An 18,936-nucleotide genomic window follows, 5' to 3' on the forward strand; every position below is an offset into this window, starting at 1 on the left:
ATATTGTACTACCGAGTAGTTCCATCACGGTTGTTACAATCTGGACATAATTCAGGAACAGGTTTTCCTTCAGGGCATTTCTGAGAAATAAGATATGTTCCGGGTTGCTCCATTACCCATTGATTCTGATTACTACAATAAACTGTTATCGAAGCATTACTTCCTAGTTTAATTTCGTCTTCACCACTGAGAGTAATACCAGACTCTGCTTGATAAAAATCTTTCCATTGTGCCTTTTTTACTTGGACATTCCCCTGAACATCAATTAGGATATGAATGGGACTGCTCAATACAGGAGTTATCCATCCCATAAGTATTAAAGTCAATGCAGCTTGGGTTGTCGTTTTCCAATTCAGTTTCATAATTAATAATTGATGATTAAGGTTTAAAGCTAATTAATTAATAAACTAAATATTAAACGATTTGAATAGACTTCACTATCTAACAAAATGGAGCATCAACCTCAACCCTTGAGATTTTTTCTTTTCACTGCGTCCCAGTCCCAATGACATACTAATAATTAATTCCCCCTGGCCAGTTAATTGTTAATTTTTAATTGTTGTTTAGCCTCATATAACCATTCATCTTCTTCAGAATTAATAGTTTCACCTGCAGCTAGACGAGATTCAATTAATTGACGACATTGTTGCCAATTTTCTTTGACTTTAGAGGATGGTTTATTTGTCCTTGACAAGATTTGAGTGTAGATGCAAAAGGCTGTCCCTGGATTCCGGATATATTGCTGATATTTGCTATTTTTAGCAATCGCCATTGCAGGCAAAAGATAGGCTACAGAATCATCATATCGCTTTTGCTTAAATCTTACCCATCCTATATTTTTATATATGTTATATTTTTGGGTCTGTAAATTCAGCTTTTCCTTATCCGTTAACTGCTCAAAATTCTTTTCTTTTTCCTCTAAAAGTTGTAAACCTTGTCTAAGTAGATCTATTCCTTCCCCATTCTTATTTTCCCGAATGTACCAATAAGCAAGATTATTATAGGCATCTAGAAACCCACCTTTAGCTGCTATTATGTATTGCTTCTTAGCATTAGAAAAATCTTGTAATTCTTCGTAGAGAGTTGCTAACTTATAATGAGCATCTAAATTTTCTGAATCTAATTTAATTGCTTGTAAATACTTCTCTTCTGCTGAAGCTAATTTTTCCTGTTCTTGTAATTTTTTACCTGCCAGTTTGTAGCGATTAGAAAAAAATGGTAAATTCAACCAAATCACTAACAACAATCCTGTCATTAATAAACTATAAACAAGCTTTGCCTCCTCGTGAAAATGTTGAGGAATTTTGACTTTATCTAAAACTTTATCAAACCCTTTTTTTCCCGTTTCCGTTAACTCACTTTGAGCTTGCAGTAAAGATAAAATACTAGGAATAGCAATAGTTACTGCACCCCCTAACCCCGAAGCACTACTCAGAAAAAGACTAGCCAAGGTTCCTAAAAGAGCTAAATTTCCTGTCCAAACAATAACTCTGATTACTCTCACCAACCAATCAAAACGATTCCAAGGGTGGAATTTTTTTGCTTTTTCCTCAACATAATTATCTAAATACCACCACCAAGCATTAGGGGTTTTAGGAAAATTTTCTCGATATTCAGCTAAATTAATATCTTGAATTAATTTCTCAGCATTTTCTCTAAGTTTTATGTCTAATACTTCAATTTTTAATATCGCATTAGCAGAAGGCTTAATTTTATTTGATAAAGCCTTATGAATAGCATCTCTAATTAATAAAATTTCGATAACTTCCTGCTTTGATAGTGGAGTACTAGAAGTTTTTAATTTTTCTAACGACTGTTCTAAAGTATTTTGATAATTTTGTAAAAGAGTAATTTTCATCGCCTAACATTTCCCTTGAATATTAGCAGTTTGTCCAAGAAATAATATCTATTTATATCCTATCTTTACAACTATATTTGATAATCTCTGGATAATTAGCGATAAAAAACCTTTTTCCTGACAGTCTAGCTCATTTCCTTTTACTCCAGGGAAAAAGATTGATAAAATAGTGATAATTTTGTTCAAATCAAGCAAGAAAATTAATTCTGATATAATAAGTAAAAAAACGTTCAGGATTTGTCAATGACCATTTCACTCCCTCCTAAAAACTCAGAAATTATCCCAAATATAGAGCAAATTGAAGCTTCAATTTTACAAAAATTCGTAGCTCCCCTAGCTAATGAAATAGATAGCGATCGAGAAACATTAAAAACAGCTTTAATGACTCTAGGAAAATCAGGTTTATTAGCACTACAAGTTCCCCAAAAGTGGGGAGGTTTAGAATTAAATCAAGAAGATTATTTTAATTATCAATTACTTGTAGCCAGATATTCTGGTGCATTATCTTTTCTCCAAACCCAACATCAAAGTGCAGGAGCAATATTAGCAGCAAGTGAAAATTATCAACTACAACAACAATATTTACCCCATTTGAGCCACGGCAAAATTTTATTAGGAGTAGGCTTTTCTCAACTCCGACGCTCTGGGGAAGCACCAGTCAAAGCTTTCCCGACTACAGGTGGATATTATATAGAAGGAATTGTTCCTTGGATAAGTGGGTGGGGTATATTTCAGGAGTTTATTATCGCAGCCAAATTACCCGATGGCAGAGCAATTTTTGCTATGATGCCTTTTGTTGAAAATGAGCAATCAAACGGCAATATTACTTTCTCAGAAGTTATGCCTTTGTGCGCTATTAATTCAACTAATACTGTTAGTGCTACAGTCAAAAATTGGTTTTTACCTAATGAACATTTAGTTTCTATTAAACCTGTAAATTGGATTCAAGAAAACGACAGAAAAAAAATATTACGCTTTACTCCCTTTGCTTTAGGATGTGCTTTGGCAGGTATAGATATTATAAAAGAAGTTTCAAAAAAGAAATCTCTAGCTTTTATTACAGATGCTATACATTCCCTCACAACAGAAGTTAATCAATGTCGAAATTCTATAGAACTAGCTAATAAAAATCCTGATACAGATTTTGACACAAAACTCCACCTCAGAGTAACAGCTATTAACTTAGCCCAACGTTGTACTGCTGCTGCTGTTACTGTTTCTAGTGGTGCAGCTAATCACAAAAATCATGGAGCGCAACGAGTTTATCGCGAGGCTTTAGTCTATACAGTTTCAGCTCAAACTACAGATATTATGGAAGCCACTCTCAAAGTATTAGGTTGTTAGAATGAATGATTAAGTTGCAATTCTTTAGCCTTTACCAATGAGTTTTCAAACTATTAGGAAGTTATATCATGTCCGGTTGAATAGTTATAATTAGGCTCGTAGTTGGGCTTTAGCCCTAATAGTAAGTATTGTAAGGGCTAAAGCCCAACTACAAACAAAAATTTTATTATAAGTAATTATCCGAACATGATATTATATAATGTCCGGTTGAATAGTTATAAGTTAGAGCTTCGTAGTAGGGTTTGAGCAATAAGATAGGTATCTCATACCAAATCTGGTTTAATTAAGGAGATATTCACAAAATTCAAAACCCTTGTCTGATAATAATTTTGGCACTTTGGTAACTACCCTATAATAACCAGATTTGGTCTCACGGGCTCCAGATTTGGTATAACGGGCTAAAGCCCTACTACAAGCAAAAACTTTTTCCACTATTGCCTGTTGCCTATTCCCTATTCCCCTAAATAGATTCCAATGACACTCCTAACCATCCTGCAAAGTTTTCTGATTGTTTGGATGTAGGGTTTTTCACTGGTACTACTTGGTAATTACTAGGACTAGGAGTTGCTAAAATTACCTTATGAGTCAGAAGTTGATCCTGATGAAAAACCGTCACTTCAATCGAATCTCCTGGTTGATAATCTTTGAGGCGATCGCTCAATTTATCTGCACTTACCCGAAAACCATCTATTGCCAATAACTCATCACCTGCATCCAATCCCGCCAATTGTGCTGGCCCTTGGGCTTCGACAAATTTAATTATTTCTTTACCATTTTTAGTGGTGACATTCATCCCTAAATTCGGCCATTTATTGTCTTCTCTCTTAAGTCGTAATCCAAAATGCTTGAGATACTCATCAAAAGGTAACTCATCTACACCATGAATATACCTCTCAAAGAAGTCATCCAAATTTACTCCTGCTACTTCTTCAATTACACTTTTCAGTTGTTCGGGAGTAAAGCCTATTTCTGGTTTACCAAACTGCTCCCACATTCGGCGCATTACATCATCTAAAGAGTATTGATTTTGATGTTTTTCCCTAATTAATAAATCGAGTAATAAAGATACCATTGCTCCTTTTAAATAATAAGAAATCTGGCAATTATTACTATTAGCATCCCGACGATAAAGTTTAATCCAAGCATCCCAACTAGACTCACTTAGGGGCTGTACCTTTCGTCCTATTATTGTTAGGAAAAGTGTAATTTCTTTCCCTAATCCTTGTAAGAAAGTTTGAACATCATAAACACCAGCTCTGAAAGGAATTAATAAATCATAATAGCTAGTTGTACCCTCACAAAACCATAGAGAAGGAGTATAGTTTTCCTGTTCATAATTAAATACTTCTAAAGCTTTAGGTCGGATGCGCTTAACATTCCATAAATGAAAAAATTCATGGGCGACTAATTGCATGAAGCGATCGCGTTTTTCCTTACTCCTAAAACTGAATCTAGGATAATTTAAAGTACAGCTAAATTTATGCTCTAAACCACCAAACCCCTGTCCAGATATATGCAATAGAAATAGATATTTTTCATAAGGTAAACCACCAAAAAAGTTTGCTTCCATATCAATAATTTTTTTAATATCTGGAATTAACTTTTCTGGTTCCGCATTACCTGTTCCCCAAATAGCTAACTGATGTGCTTTTCCTTGTACTTCAAATTGATATAATTGATGAGTACCTATTTCAAAAGGACTATCTACTAAAGTATCAAAATCTACTGCCTCAAATGTATTATCAGAACCTGGAATTTCTGGTAAAGAAGTCGCTACTTTCCAATCAGGTTTAGGTGGAATAATCTTTATCCAAATCGAATTTTTCTCAGCTCCAGGAATATCAAAAAACAAAGCTGCACCATTAAAATAACCATGTGTAGAGTCTAAATGATTAGTGCGTACCGTTAATTCATTTGCAAATATCCTGTACTGTACTATTACTTCAGAATTTCCAGCAGTTTCTATTTGCCAATGATTTTTACTGAGCTTTTGCCAATGTAAAGAACATTCATTTTCACTATAAGCACAAAAATCTTGTAAATGTTTAGCATATTCTCTAACTAAGTAAGAACCTGGTGTCCATACTGGCATCTTTAAATCCAGTTTTCCAGCTTTTTGAAATGAAGGAGATAGTTGTTCAAATTTGACGCGCAAACTAACCTCAAACAGATGAGATTCTGGATGAGGCATAAATACTTGATATTGAATTGCTGGTTTTTTAATGGTGGGACTGAGGGATACTGCTCTAGCTTCAGTCATGGTTATTTATTTTTGATATTAACTATTTCCATTTGATTTTAGTATATATAGCGCTGTGCGCAGGCAACAGGCAACAGGCAACAGGCAACAGGCAACAGCGGGAATAAAAAAACGATAGTATAAGACTTTTAGTTATTGGACAGTTCTTGTAATTTGTAAATATGCCAGCGCACATTCCTATATATTTTCTTATAGCAATCAGGAATCAGATGTGAGAATTGAGATGTTCCTTTAAAGTATAGAATATAGCAGTTATCTTACTTATATATATTCGTTTTTTTCTTCTTCTCTGTTGCCTGTTGCCTTCCGGAGCTGTTGCCTAAAAATATCCAATATCTCACAACTAAAATCATATTGCTATAGCAATTCCCATACTGGTCATTTCAGTTATCAGTTATCAGTACTTCTGCAATAAGGAAGCTTGACATCAGGAATATTCTCTTTTTTTATCCCCTTAAAACGGGAGGCTTTAGACCACAATTTCTCGGTAAAGTACAACATTCGTTTGTTTTAGGGAACAGGGAATAGGGAATACAATATAAATAAAGATAGGTTTACCTCATTAGTCTGAGAAACGCTATACTTCATCACATATTAATTAATCTAATTTTTTAGACAAAACTTTTGATTGAATTTTGAATATTTCAAACATTATTATTAATCTAGTGCAGGATGGCGGAAATAACTGACCAGTTACAAAATCTTCAAACAATTACAAATCAATACTTTGACTTTTGACTTTTGACTTTTAACTTCCGCGTAGCGGCATTAGTCTATTGACTTGCTAAATGCATTAAATGTTTGAGATTAAGTAAGTGAATTACTTGATGTTCTATATCTCTATTCATCCACCCCTTAATCTGTAGTTTTGCCATAATTTTGCTAGCTTCTTCGATTGTTATATCTGTAACATCAGCTAAATCTTGGTCAGAAATATTAAATATTTCACAGGTTTTTTCTGTAGTCTGACCGTAATTTTCTACTAATTCAACTAATGTATTAGCCAGTTTAACTGCAGGGGGTCTATGACGCAGTTGATAACGAATATTTGTTTGCCTGAGACGCTTGACCATAAGTTGAAGCATTCGATGATGTAACTGAGGGTCTTTGAAGAGAGTTTGAATAAATCTTTGAGCTGAAATACTAATCAAACGTACTGGCGATAAGGCAACGACATCATTTGAGCGTGGTGACTCATCTAGAATAGCCATTTCTCCAAAAAAATCTCCTCTCCCTAGAATAGCAAGTGCCACTGAGTTGTCAGGGGACAATCTGCGTCTAACTTTGACCCAACCGGATACCACGAAGTAAACTGCATTACCCCAAGCATCCTCCATTAGGACTACTCTATTTGAGGGATATTCGTGTTTGACTGCAACTGAAAGTAGCCATTCCAAGGTTTCTGGGTTTGCTCCCTTAAACAGAGGAAAAAGCTCGCTGAAAGCTTCTGTCTGCATGAAAATTACTGCTCTTTGTCGTATCTTGATATTGTTCAACTCTACAGCTATCATAACTGGAGTTTTTTAGTTAAGCCAAATTATATTTTTATTCTTAATTATCTCAACTAAGTTTGATTAAATTAAAGGAATACTACCTTATCATTATTCTTTGCTTATTGCAAACTTAATTTAAATTGAATATTTAATATAGCCATTGAAGGAAAGGTTATATCATTTCTCAAAAACTTTTCAACCCGAATCTTGAGCAGGGGAGTGGGGAACCCACCCCTAATCCCTCCCAGGAGGGGAATAGGGGGAGAAGTAAACATAATAATAATTAATGCGCTCCTAGGGTGCTAATTATCAAAAAGGTGATTATATTTGTGTTAATTACTTAATAATTGAAGTGCTACCTAAGTTAAGCATTAATGCATAGTAATTGGTATTAGGATAGGTCAAAAGCTTAAAATTCAGACAAAGCAATATTTTTCCTTCTTCCCTCTTCCCTCTTCCCTCTTCCTTCTTCCTTCTTCCTTCTTCCTTCTGCCAAAATCACTAAAAAAACGGGCTAACCCGAATCTTGGTTAACCCGCAAACTTGGGAACGCGCAAATAGATTACTTCTGCACAACCAACTTGACATTAGCGTTTTGCAGACCACGTTGCTTAACAGCAGCTAAAGTCTTGTTAACGGCATATTTCTGATTGATGGAGTTGATCAACTCTGTTTGATTGTGCTTTTTAGCAACACCCCACAGGTCAGCGATTAGGTCAAAAGAACCATCACTGTTGGCAGACCAACCTAAATCATATTCACCTTCGAGAACAGCAACGATATCTGAACGTACACGTTGGCCATTGTAGCCACGAACATCAGCGTTAGTTTTAACTGTGATGCCCAAGTCACGCAGAGAAGTTTTTAAGATTTCAGAGTCAGTGATCTTGGTACGCAGTGTGCTGAAGTGAGACATTCGAGTTTCCTCCTAATTTTAAACTGAAAACAGAAACAACAACGGTTTTTATGAAATATTACCACTGCTCAGAATCGTTAAGTTGATATCGAGTCAAAGTGGTTTTTTTTAGGCACTGCTAGTAACTTTATCCATATTACTAGCCTTTACTCCTGTTTGGACCAGGAGAAAGCTTTTAGAACTCCAGTCTTTGATACTCGGCGACTGAAGCTGCAGCAGGCCGCGCACGTTGTCTTGCCCAATCTCGTAGTGCAGTTACCTGCTCTGTCATGGTTTTCGACAACGGTAGTGTAGATTTAATCGCGGCAATAATATCTAGCTGTGTAAATTCTCTATCTTGAGCAAATGCCTCATACATAGCAGCGATGATAGCTTGCTCTATTTCTGCACCTGAAAAGCCTTCGGAAACATTAGATAATTGATCTAGATCGAAGCGTTCAATTTCTCGACGTCTTTTTGCTAGGTGAATCTTGAAGATATCTTGGCGTTCCCCTTTATTTGGTAAATCCACAAAGAAAATTTCGTCAAATCTACCTTTACGCAGAAACTCTCCCGGTAAACGTTCTACTCGGTTGGCAGTTGCCATAACAAATACTGGGGAAGTTTTTTCTTGCATCCAAGTCAGGAATGAACCGAATATTCTACTGGAAGTACCTCCATCAGAGTCTGCGGAACCAGTACTACCAGCAAAAGCTTTATCCAATTCATCTATAAATAGTATAGCTGGTGATATTGACTCGGCTGTTTTGAGAGCATTTCGTAAATTAGCCTCAGAACGTCCTACCATTGAACCATCGTAGACCCGTCCCATATCTAAGCGCAATAATGGTAAACCCCACAGGCGAGATGTAGTCTTTGCTATCAAAGATTTCCCGCATCCAGGTATTCCCAGGATTAACATACCTTTTGGCTGAGGTAGGCCATATTCTCTAGCTCTCTCTGTGAAAGCATCAGAACGTTGTCTTAACCAGTGTTTAAGTTCTTCTAGCCCACCTACAGCATTAATAGTTTCATCCTCTTCGATGTACTCTAATATGCCATTACGCTTGATTAGCTGCTTTTTCTCAGACAGTACAATCTCAACTTCTTGTTCAGTTAGACGTCCTGCTGTTACTTGAGCTTTGCGATATACCTTTTCAGCCTCGTCTTTTGTCAGACCTAAAGCTGCTTTGAGGAGCTTTTCCCTTGTCTCTGTAGAAATGTTACGCTTCCCTAGATGTTGTGATAGGACTCTATTTAACTCCTTCATATTTGGTAGTGGAAAGTCAAGTACAACTACCTCCTTTTCTAGTTCTATCGGAACATTCTGCACTGGGGACATCAATATAATTGTCTTATTTGTGCCCTTGAAACTAGCGATCGCATCTCTTAACCACCTAGTAACTGGCGGTGAGTCAATAAATGGATGTAAGTCTTTGAATATATATATTCCAGCGTTGTTGCTAGTATCTCGCTGTCTGATTACCCACTCTATAGCTGCCTCTGGTGAGACTGTATTATGCTGAGTGGTGTTTTTGCTTTGACCATACTCTACTATTCCGTGAGTTACTGTCCAAACAAATACTTTTTTCTGAGACTGGGGTTTAAGTTGAGCTATAGCTGCAATTGCCTCTTCTGACCGCTCTTCCTCAGATGTTATGAGGTAGATCAAGGGATATTGAGCTTGGATTAGAATGTTAATTTCTTCTTTCATAGTCCTCGATCCAATAGAAACGGTACAATTGATTACGGCTTAATTGAGGTTATGCTTACGACCCTTAGCAGTATGATGAGCAATTATTTAGAGGTTTAACTGTCATTTCTACTACTCTATAGTCATCAGATGTAGTCGTTTCTACATTCATCAGCAGGGAACTAACTCTTGCTCTCCCGGTTGAGCTTTAGATTTTTCTGTTTCCGGGGTTTCTTTAACTGGAATATTTTGGTCTGCCAATACACTTGGCTGATTTTTCAGGGAGGCCAGTTCTCCTTCTCGCATTACAACTGAACTCGTACATTCTGGACAAGTGTATACCCGGTGGGTTTGTCCATATATTGAACTTAGTTCATCGACCACTTCTGGGTGTTCCAGATAGAAAAGGATAGCTCTCTCTGCTATTGATGACATTGGTTCCGAGTCAACTGCTGCCCTGATTTTGAGCTTGCGATGCAGTTCTGGTTGGATGTATAACGTAACTTTTTGCTTGTCTTGCATATGACAGTCAACTTGTTTACCCGGGTATGTATATTACATTAACTATTCTTCTAGGGAATGTCAAGCAGTTAAACCGTTTTGACTCTAATATTGTAACATATGTTTACATTTAATCCAAAGTAATTTACTGATAAAAAAAGCTATACTCTGCTTTGCATAATACTTACAGCCTTATAGAGGCTATCAAATGTTTTGCTTTTTTTGACTAAATAATTTAAACAAGAATCGAAATTAGATTGCATATAGCAGGGAACAGGGAACAGACAAGAGTGGGAAAAGTATTTCCCTGTCTAAGGTTCATCATCAGTCTGTGTCCTAACCAAGTCCTTCCTTGCTATCTGAATTTGGATGAATTTTTAACATACATTCTGCAAAACAGTAAAAATAATTTATATTTTTTAATATTTTTCATGGTTAAGCGGACTGGATGTTAAATAGAGGTAATTTTTCTACTATGTGCCCACAATCAGAACAAAGCTTAGAATTGGGAAAGTATCGATCAATCTTGATTAATTTCCGTCCATACCATTCAGCTTTAGAGCTGATTTGTAAACTTAGCTAAAACCCTTATTTAATCTAACTCTCAGGGATTTAGCCGTTTTTAGTGAAATTCCCCAAACCCTTGTATTGCAAGGAATTTAGCCTCTTAATATTCACTTGATAAATCAGCTCTTATAGTCTAATTGTCTAACTAACTCGGACCAGTTGGCATCACTACCCACCCCTCTTGCTCCCCTACTCCCCCACTCCCTTTTTCTCAGGGTGACAATAAATTGACCCTGGGGAGGGGATGGGGGTGGGTGATGATTCTTGACCATATTCTTTACTGCTAAATCCTCAACCACAACAGTTTGATTTTCTCTGAATTAGTTGTAGAGAAGCTGTCGGACTGGTGACGTATGTTAGCTTGTGTGTATACTCAAGCCTTGAATCTTGAATTTGGACGTGGATCTTTGCTACTTTAAGTCTGGCTTTTCGATCAAAAATTAATATCAGAAGAATTTAGCTAAACCGCGCTTGAACCTCACACCATAATTTTAAAGAGGAGTGTGAGATGAATCGGCGGCCGATTAATGGGTTCGATGCCCATTCAATTTGCATGCTATCCCAGCAAAAATCTTCGCCCTAGTTGAAAAACTTGTATTATGATATTGCAATAACCCTGGAAATTTTCCACCATGCGCACTGCCTACCAATATAAATTAAGGCCCAACAAAGAACAAATAGCCACCATAGAATTGTGGTTGGAATTGTTGCGTCGGCAGTACAACTATCGGTTAGGTGAAAGATTCTCATGGTGGTCAGAAAATCGCTGCCCAGTTAACGCCTGCCCCAAGGTGCATGCCAATTCCTCAACTAAGAGACCATCCAGATTATTACTCTCAAAAAAAAGATTTAGTCAATACCAAAGACAAATTTCCGGAATACAAGCTAATTCACTCTCAGGTCCTGCAGGATTGCATAAAACGAGTAAAACTTGCCTTTGATAGATGGTTGAAGGCCGACAAAAATGGACATAAATTAGGAAAACCAAGGTTTAAAGGAAAAGGGCGTTATCGCAGTTTTACTTATCCTCAAATCAAACTTGACTGCATAGAAGAAAATCAAATTAATTTGCCCAAAATAGGCAAGGTAAAGTTAATTAAACATCGACCGTTGCCAGAAGGTTTTCAAATTAAAACAGTGACAATTAGTCGTAAAGCAGATGGTTATTATGTGACTTTATCCCTAGAAGACAAATCAGTTCCAGCTTTAACAACTGAAGTTGAACCTACATTAAAAAACACTCTGGGAATTGATATGGGACTCAAGGAATTCTTAGTAACAAGTGTTGGAGAATCTGTCCCCATACCTCAATACTATCGAAAATCTCAGCAGCGATTAAAGACTCTACAGAAACGTTTATCTCGTAAAAAGAAAGGTAGTAAAAGATGGTTAAAAGCTCTTCTATCTGTAGCGAAACAACACAAAAAGGTAGCCGATAAACGTAAAGATTTTCATTTCAAAACAGCTAATGAATTGTTATCAAAAGCCGAAGTTATCGCCCATGAAAATTTAAACATTAAAGGGCTAGCAAAGACTCGTTTGAGTAAATCAATTAATGATGCTGGCTGGGGACAATTTCTAACTATTTTAACTGTCAAAGCCGTTAGCGCAGCTCCTCCGGAGGAGGCAAATGCTGGAGGTGAAAACTATAGCAGTGAACCCCAAAAATACCAGCCAAAATTGCTCAAACTGTGGAAAAAAAGTTCCCAAAAAATTAAACATACGAACTCATTCTTGTCCGCATTGCGGTATTGTGATCGATCGTGATGTGTTTGCGGAGCATGACCTAGGAAATGCAGCAATAAATATCAAAAATAGGGCGGTAGGGCATTCCGTCCTTAAAGCACGCGCTTGTCCGACGGGGTACCGGGACTGCGAAACGAGAAGCCCACACTATACCGCAAGGTTAGTGTGGGAGTATGTCACGCAAATGGGGTATATTTGAGGTTTTTTTTGATGGATCAATACCTGTTATCTCTAGCTTGTGCAGGTCAGTAACCTATCAATTACTAGCAATAATATTAACAGCACAAGCTTAAATAGGCACTATATATATCATAGCCTAATATCATAGTAGTTCCAGAAAATAAACCTAAAAAGGCTCGAACGAGTATTTCTACTCACTCTCCTAATAGTCAAACTACAGGTTATAGTCCTCGTGCTATTAGATACCGATTTGAATGTAACTCAAATAATCAAACAGTTTTAGCTATTTATCAAGCACGACGAGACCGTAGAGGGAATATATTAGAGTTGTGGAAAAAATTACCGAACCAGAGGGAGTAGATGCGGTAAAATCAAAGATATGCCATTAAATCTGAGAACTTATGATTGTCCTGACTGTGGCATATCTATACACAGAAACCTAAATGCAAGTATTGACATACTCCCGACGTTGCCCTTACGGGACAACGCGGGATTCTTCAGTCTGGGAAACCCTGACCGCTGTTTAGACAGAGGTGATGTCCTCTCCCTGTGTTGGACCTTACCATAACAAAATGTACCTAGCTTGTCAAGGGCATATGAACGTTTAGCTTATGAAGGTATCCGAATCTTGGCCCTGGCTTGACCATACGACGCTAAAGGTGCGGGAGAGCGCGGGACTTCCCCCCAGGGAAGTTAAATTGAAGAACAAAGCGAAAAATTTGATGAGGAATAGGAATGTCCTGAATAATAGAACAGAGAAAGGAACGATGAAAAAAATAGCAAACTTAAAGTTTTTGCTCAACTATAAGCTAGGAAATATTAATTATGGAACACCGAAAAATATTACCTATGGTCTGTGCAGTAGCGATCGCTGCTCAACTCTTAGTTATCAAAGTACAGTCCAGTTTTGCCCAACTAACAAACTTAAATACTACAGTTACTCAACTTAGTAAATCTGATGAAAAACCAGATAATAGTCCCACTCCTGCAGTCAACCCTAAAAATATACGTTACAGTCGCCGTTACGCATACAAATATAAGTTTGATTGTACACCAGAAAATCAAACTGCGCTAGTCATATATCAAGCACGTCGTAGTCGTCAGGGTGAAATAGTTACATCCTGGAAGGAAGCGACTAAAAGACCTCTAATTCAATGGACAAAGGGAGGTTCCGTAGAATTTGGTGACAAGTATACTCCGGAAGTTCGTTGTCAGGCAGTTACAGATAGATTTAATCAGCATTTTATACAGGGAGAGAAACCAAAGATGCCTCCTTTAAGTGAAGGAGTTGTTAATGGTATGGCTGTAGTTTGTGCTGCTAAAGCAGGAGGTTGTAACTCTAGTAATTTGTTGTGGACTCTCAGAAATAATAATAGAGCTACTAACGGTAAAATTCTGATGAATTTAGTAAGTTCTCTCAGAGGTAATGCTAGTGCTTCGTTAATAATTGAAAGTAGCGATGTTGTGGAAAATCAAGGCCTTGAATGGGTAGAAAAATTAGCAGTTATTGATGGGTTGAAAGCATCATCAGTAAATCAGGAAAAAATGCTGGAGGTGGATATGGCAAAGTTGATTTTTCAAGTTATAGAAGAACAAAAAAAAATGGAAAATCAGGAGTTTTAAGGCTGGAAATGAGAATTGTTAAACAAAAATTTTAGGGACAAAGAAACTCCTACTAACTCAAATGAAACAATTGATAAGTTTAATGGCAATAATTCCTACTTTTTGGGAACTTTGCCTTTCTCAGGTAGCATCAAACTCCTTCAGAGTTAATCTCCCGCAAATTCAGGCAGTTTCTGTTTCTACTATTAAGTATAATCCAACTGTGGAAGCGATCGCTAGACCTCTGACTGTTAGATTGATAGGGAAAAATATTGCTGGCTCAGGAGTGATTATTTCTCGGAAAGGTAGCGAATATTTTGTTCTAACTTGCGCTCATGTACTTGATTCAAATCAAGAAAATAAATTCGCAGTTTTAACTGTAGATGGAAAAGAATATACTGCTCATAAAGATACTAGATTTAATTTTAGAGAACTGGATTTGGCAATAGTTAAATTTTCCACAAATAATGAGTATAAAGTTGCTGTTGTCAATGCTAATTTTAACTTAAGTTTAGGAGAACAAGTTTATGTGGCTGGATTTCCTAACTATGAAAGGAAGGCAGTAAATTTAGTTACTACTGTAGATTTAGGAATTAAACCATACAATTTGACTAAGGGTAAGGTTATTCATCTACTTAATTTATCCTTGGAGAGAGGTTATAAAATTGGCATGAGTAATGAGATTGAAATTGGGATGAGTGGGGGACCAGTTTTGAATCAAAATGGTGAGTTAGTTGGGATTATTGGTCGGGCAAAATATGCTTTTGGTGGCTTTGATGCTTATCGATTTTCTGATGGTAGTCAACCATCAGAAGAGCTACTTGATGAATTCCTGAGTGCTAGCTGGGCAATTCCTATTGCTAAGTTGAATCAACGGGATGATTTTGCAGAGATAGTAAAGACAAATATTAGTGATTTATCGGGTGATTAAAATTAGTTATTTGAGATTTTTTTTGACACAAAAATTTGGAATAGGTGTGAAAAAATATGATAAAAAAAAGACATATATTTACTGCCTATCTGACTGGAATTATTCTCAGTATTGGTAAGGGAGTAGATGCAGTTCCTAGAAAATTAACAGTAGAAGAAATTAACTCCATATCTAAACAAACTACTGTTCTAATTGCCCCCAGGTTAAGTGAACGTGAAAAAGATGATTTATTAAAAAGAAAACCTGTAGCTAGATGGACAGTAGGTTCAGGAGTAATTATTGCTAAACAAGATAAAACATACTATATTTTGACAGTAACTCATAACTTTAGTCAGGAACAAGTAAGTCAAGATGCACATTATGGCATACTAACAAGTGACAAAAAAGTTCATCAAGTTACAAAAATCAACGATGGTAGAGAATGTACTAATAGATTCTTAGAAGCAATAAAAAATAAAAAAGTAGAAACCGCTTTAGTAAGATTTGGTTGTTTTAACAATCAAGAAATAAATGGTTATGATTTAGCAATAGTTAGTTTTGAAAGTAAAAAAAACTATCCTGTTGCGACCTTAGGAGATGCTAGTAAATTACAAGAAGAAGATATTGTTTATATTTCTGGTTGGCCGAAAATTGAAGCGGAACCGAAGCTAAAACTTGATGGAACTATGCAATTAGATTCCGAAGGAAAAATAATTTGTAAAGATCCTGCACCTGAAAGGCAAAGACACCTAGCATGGGGACCATTAAAAGCTTCTATTCCTGTTACTGAAAAGGATAATGGTTATAGCTTATATTATACAGATTATACTCGTCCAGGAATGAGTGGTGGTCCTGTGTTTAATAGTGGCGGAGAGCTAGTTGGAATTCACGGACGAGGCTCGACAAATAAACCTATTTGTGGACAAATATATGAACCAATATCTAATAATAATTCTACTTCAAAAAATAAATTTGAGGCAGAAAATAATTCAGACCCTTTTAACGTGTTTGAGTCTGAAAATACTAGGTTGAAAAATGAAGAGCAGAAGAGGCAAGGTGATTTCCCAGGATATCCAGAATTTGAATCTCAAAAGAACTTAGAGAATGGCTCAAATAAAAATCAAAATAATTCTACATTAGACTTGGATGATACTTCAAAATCAATTTATGATTTACAGAAAATGTATAGTAGTGCCCAAAATGTTAATTATTCTCGAAAGTTGATTCAGGAGATAGAAATGAATTTATCTTTTAAATTAGAGGCTCCTTCACAAAGGATAATTCAATCAGAAATAACAAAAATTCCTCAAATTAAGATTCCTGGTGTAAGTAGCCAAATCGAAAATTCTATGTCGAGAAATTCAGATATAACAATACTAGAAAATCCTGAATTGATAACTCCAAACCAAACACCTGAATTGATCGATCCAAATCAAACAAAAGAGGGGTGGTTTGAAGACCCTAATGATAAGATAGACAATATATATGAAATTTTTAATTTTGATCTAGAAACTCGTATTCGGGATAAAAAACCAGATCTATTATAGGTAATTGAAACATCATAAAATATAAAGTAGGTTTAATGAAAAAAATTATGTAATAGATGCAGGCAGGGCAAATGCTATATTTTTTCATAAAAAAAACTCAAAAATTATCTATCTTTATCGGTGGAATCTTCCTTAGTTGTCTAGCATCAACTCCTGCTGTGGCAGAACTTTCAATAGAGGAAATTAATTCTATAGCTAGACAAACAACTGTATTAATTGCTCCTGCACTAACCCCTGAATTACGACAAGATTTAGAAGAAAATCGTAATAACCCATTACAAAAATCAGGGATTTGGAATCCAGGTTCAGGGGTAATTATTGCTAAAACAGGAAATAAATATTATGTCTTAACTGTAGCTCATAATTTTATACAAAGACACCTTGATAGTAAACAGTATTGGCAGCAGTTGGGAGGTATTCCTTATTATGGAATTAGAACTTATGATGGGAAAGTTCATATTGTTAAAGATGTTAATGACTACCGAGGGTGTCCTCTAAAAGGCAATCCGAAATTAACAGTATTGGTGAGATTTGGCTGTCGCGATCGCTTTATTGCAGGTACAGATATAGTTGAACGCAGCATTGGTACAGATCAAATAAGAGGTGTAGATTTAGCGATCGTCACCTTTAAAAGCACAAACAATTATACAGTTGCTCCTTTAGGAGACCCTAAACAGGTCAATATCAACGATAGAGTATATATTTCCGGTTGGCCTGACCCAGAAAGAGAGCAAGACCCGCAGACAGGTAGATGTCGTAACAGAGTAGCTCGCAGACAACGCCGTTTAGCTTGGGGTTTAGTTAGGGGAAAGATTAACCCTGCTCCTGAGCATCTGGGTTATAGTATTTTTTATACTGATGAAACTGCTGCTGGTATGAGTGGGGGACCTGTGTTTGATAGTAATGGTCGTGTCGTTGGCAGTCATGGGTTAGGTAGTCAGAGTAAACCTTTATGTGGCGGGAGTCTTGAGGCAGGAGGTGAATCTGATTCTAGTTCTGATTCTGATAATGTTTCGAGTGGTGAGAGTCTTGATTTTAATAAGTTGCAAAAGCGTTATAGCAGTGGGCAAAATGTTAATTATTTTGAGAGTTTGCTCAAAGAGTTTGATTTTGATTTGACTTTCAGACGAGAGTTACCTAGACCTGAAGTTATAAAAGCTGGTATCACATACATTCAAAATCTAGAAGTTGCTAGTAGTAGTGGTCAAGTAGAATTTGACGCGAGTGAGGATCTGTTTAATGACCCTAATGATGTTGTTGATGATATTTATAAACTGTATACGTTTGAGTTGGAGAATATGATTAGGGATGAACCTTCTGGTGGTCCTGAGAGTATATTGTTAGATTGAGTAATATCATCTCTGCTTAATAAATAGTGTGATAATCAAATTCTTAGGTGTTAGGTAGTAGGTTTGACATCCTCCCCGGCCTAAAGGCACGGGGATTCCTACTGAGCCGTAGCTCCTCGGCGGGTTGACGCTTCACAGGGTGCTGCTTCCTTGGCGGTAGTCTAACGCTTCCCTCCACATCCGTTTAGAGTTTCCGAGTGCCCCCCGGCAACTAATAGCACTGTACCACATATTCAATTCACTTGCCCATAAAATAAAAAGTCGCCCTACAAGGGCGAGGCTTTAAACCCAATTTTTCGGTAAATTCAAGAGATAACAACTGGAACTGCCGGAAATGCCAGATATTTCTTCAACATTTAGAGGAGAACATTTTTATTATACTTAATCATCTGGACATGGTATATATATGTAGTAGAGTTGTTGGGAAATAAAAATTCAAAAGCCTCAAAAGCTTACTATATAAGATTTTCAGGATTGGAGGGTTAAAAAAACACTATAAACGTTGACTAATAAAGGTTTTAGCCATTTTTTTAGCTTAATTCCCAACAACTCTAGTATAGAAATAACTATTGATTGAGATAGCTTGAGTTTATAACATTAAGTCACATTAATTAACCACAATTTAGAGACCTTCCATAGTCACAAATCTCTTTTTCAACTATTGATTACGAGTTTTTTCTTTTTATCTACTATAGCAAGGAACTAGTTGGTTAGGACATAGACTAATGATGAATTTGACACTAGGCAATGTTTTTCCCACTGTTGCCTGTTGCTTGTTGCTTGCTCCCTGCTATATTACAGCAGTTTCGGAGTTAGTGAGGTACAAAATTTAGGACTTTAGGCCACAGCTGCGGAAGGCAACAGAGAATTAATCAACCGTACCTCACTATCCTAAAAAGTGCTGTAATACTTTACAAATTCTTCATATATCAGAAATCATCAGCAATTTGTTGTAAGTCTTGCTACAAAATCTATACAACCGTTTATAACA

At 36.4% G+C, this 18,936-nt stretch carries 15 protein-coding genes and 2 pseudogenes; 9 read left to right on the forward strand and 8 right to left on the reverse strand.

Annotated features, from left to right (window positions below; all coding sequences use genetic code 11):
• Positions 1 to 8: 8 nt before the first annotated feature.
• The gene (locus F6K23_RS30965) at positions 9 to 362 is read right to left on the reverse strand and encodes a hypothetical protein (RefSeq protein ID WP_293163164.1); all 354 of its coding nucleotides are present in this window, start codon (positions 360 to 362) and stop codon (positions 9 to 11) included.
• A gap of 176 nt (positions 363 to 538) precedes the next feature.
• The gene (locus tag F6K23_RS30970) at positions 539 to 1,858 is read right to left on the reverse strand and encodes a tetratricopeptide repeat protein (protein ID WP_293163166.1); all 1,320 of its coding nucleotides are present in this window, start codon (positions 1,856 to 1,858) and stop codon (positions 539 to 541) included.
• Between the two features lie 243 nt (positions 1,859 to 2,101).
• On the opposite strand from F6K23_RS30970, the gene F6K23_RS30975 reads away from it, so the two are divergent.
• Positions 2,102 to 3,202 carry an acyl-CoA dehydrogenase family protein gene (locus tag F6K23_RS30975; RefSeq protein WP_293163168.1) on the forward strand — a complete coding sequence of 367 codons (1,101 nt, stop codon included), beginning with the start codon at positions 2,102 to 2,104 and terminating at the stop codon, positions 3,200 to 3,202.
• Between the two features lie 460 nt (positions 3,203 to 3,662).
• On the opposite strand, the gene F6K23_RS30980 is transcribed toward F6K23_RS30975, so the two are convergent.
• From F6K23_RS30980 to F6K23_RS31005, 6 genes are all read right to left on the reverse strand, one after another.
• Entirely contained in the window at positions 3,663 to 5,462 is a 1,800-nt protein-coding gene (locus tag F6K23_RS30980; protein ID WP_293163170.1) for a M61 family metallopeptidase, read from the reverse strand.
• Positions 5,463 to 6,235: 773 nt separating this feature from the next.
• Positions 6,236 to 6,919 (reverse strand): Crp/Fnr family transcriptional regulator, encoded by a 684-nt coding sequence (locus F6K23_RS30985; RefSeq protein ID WP_293163199.1) that lies wholly within the window; start codon positions 6,917 to 6,919, stop codon positions 6,236 to 6,238.
• Between the two features lie 598 nt (positions 6,920 to 7,517).
• Positions 7,518 to 7,871 carry a DUF1257 domain-containing protein gene (locus tag F6K23_RS30990; RefSeq protein WP_293163172.1) on the reverse strand — a complete coding sequence of 118 codons (354 nt, stop codon included), beginning with the start codon at positions 7,869 to 7,871 and terminating at the stop codon, positions 7,518 to 7,520.
• Positions 7,872 to 8,046: 175 nt separating this feature from the next.
• Positions 8,047 to 9,564, reverse strand: a complete 1,518-nt coding sequence (locus F6K23_RS30995; RefSeq protein WP_293163174.1) for an AAA family ATPase — start codon at positions 9,562 to 9,564, stop codon at positions 8,047 to 8,049.
• Positions 9,565 to 9,714: 150 nt separating this feature from the next.
• Positions 9,715 to 10,065 (reverse strand): hypothetical protein, encoded by a 351-nt coding sequence (locus tag F6K23_RS31000; RefSeq protein WP_293163175.1) that lies wholly within the window; start codon positions 10,063 to 10,065, stop codon positions 9,715 to 9,717.
• A gap of 414 nt (positions 10,066 to 10,479) precedes the next feature.
• A complete protein-coding gene (locus F6K23_RS31005; RefSeq protein ID WP_367267871.1) occupies positions 10,480 to 10,611 on the reverse strand; it encodes a zinc ribbon domain-containing protein in 132 nt (43 codons plus the stop codon).
• A gap of 632 nt (positions 10,612 to 11,243) precedes the next feature.
• On the opposite strand from F6K23_RS31005, the pseudogene F6K23_RS42285 reads away from it, so the two are divergent.
• From F6K23_RS42285 to F6K23_RS31040, 8 genes and pseudogenes are all read left to right on the forward strand, one after another.
• Positions 11,244 to 11,318: pseudogene (locus F6K23_RS42285) on the forward strand (helix-turn-helix domain-containing protein); the annotation flags it as partial.
• 28 nt (positions 11,319 to 11,346) lie between these two features.
• Positions 11,347 to 12,378, forward strand: coding sequence for an RNA-guided endonuclease InsQ/TnpB family protein (locus F6K23_RS31015; RefSeq protein WP_367267868.1), 1,032 nt, complete (start codon positions 11,347 to 11,349; stop codon positions 12,376 to 12,378).
• Positions 12,266 to 12,556 (forward strand): zinc ribbon domain-containing protein, encoded by a 291-nt coding sequence (locus F6K23_RS42290; protein WP_367267869.1) that lies wholly within the window; start codon positions 12,266 to 12,268, stop codon positions 12,554 to 12,556. Before F6K23_RS31015 ends, F6K23_RS42290 begins: the two co-directional genes overlap by 113 nt.
• 348 nt (positions 12,557 to 12,904) lie before the next feature.
• A pseudogene (locus F6K23_RS31020) lies at positions 12,905 to 13,105 on the forward strand (hypothetical protein); the annotation flags it as partial.
• A gap of 257 nt (positions 13,106 to 13,362) precedes the next feature.
• Complete coding sequence (locus F6K23_RS31025) at positions 13,363 to 14,160, forward strand: COP23 domain-containing protein (protein ID WP_293163176.1); 798 nt, start codon at positions 13,363 to 13,365, stop codon at positions 14,158 to 14,160.
• 61 nt (positions 14,161 to 14,221) lie between these two features.
• Positions 14,222 to 15,070: a serine protease gene (locus tag F6K23_RS31030; protein WP_124144554.1), complete on the forward strand. Its 849-nt coding sequence runs from the start codon at positions 14,222 to 14,224 to the stop codon at positions 15,068 to 15,070.
• Positions 15,071 to 15,126: 56 nt separating this feature from the next.
• A complete protein-coding gene (locus F6K23_RS31035) occupies positions 15,127 to 16,596 on the forward strand; it encodes a serine protease (RefSeq protein WP_293163177.1) in 1,470 nt (489 codons plus the stop codon).
• Positions 16,597 to 16,667: 71 nt separating this feature from the next.
• Positions 16,668 to 17,945, forward strand: coding sequence for a serine protease (locus F6K23_RS31040; protein WP_293163178.1), 1,278 nt, complete (start codon positions 16,668 to 16,670; stop codon positions 17,943 to 17,945).
• Positions 17,946 to 18,936 lie beyond the last annotated feature (991 nt).

Source organism: Okeania sp. SIO2C9 (assembly GCF_010672455.1).
GTDB lineage: Bacteria > Cyanobacteriota > Cyanobacteriia > Cyanobacteriales > Microcoleaceae > Okeania.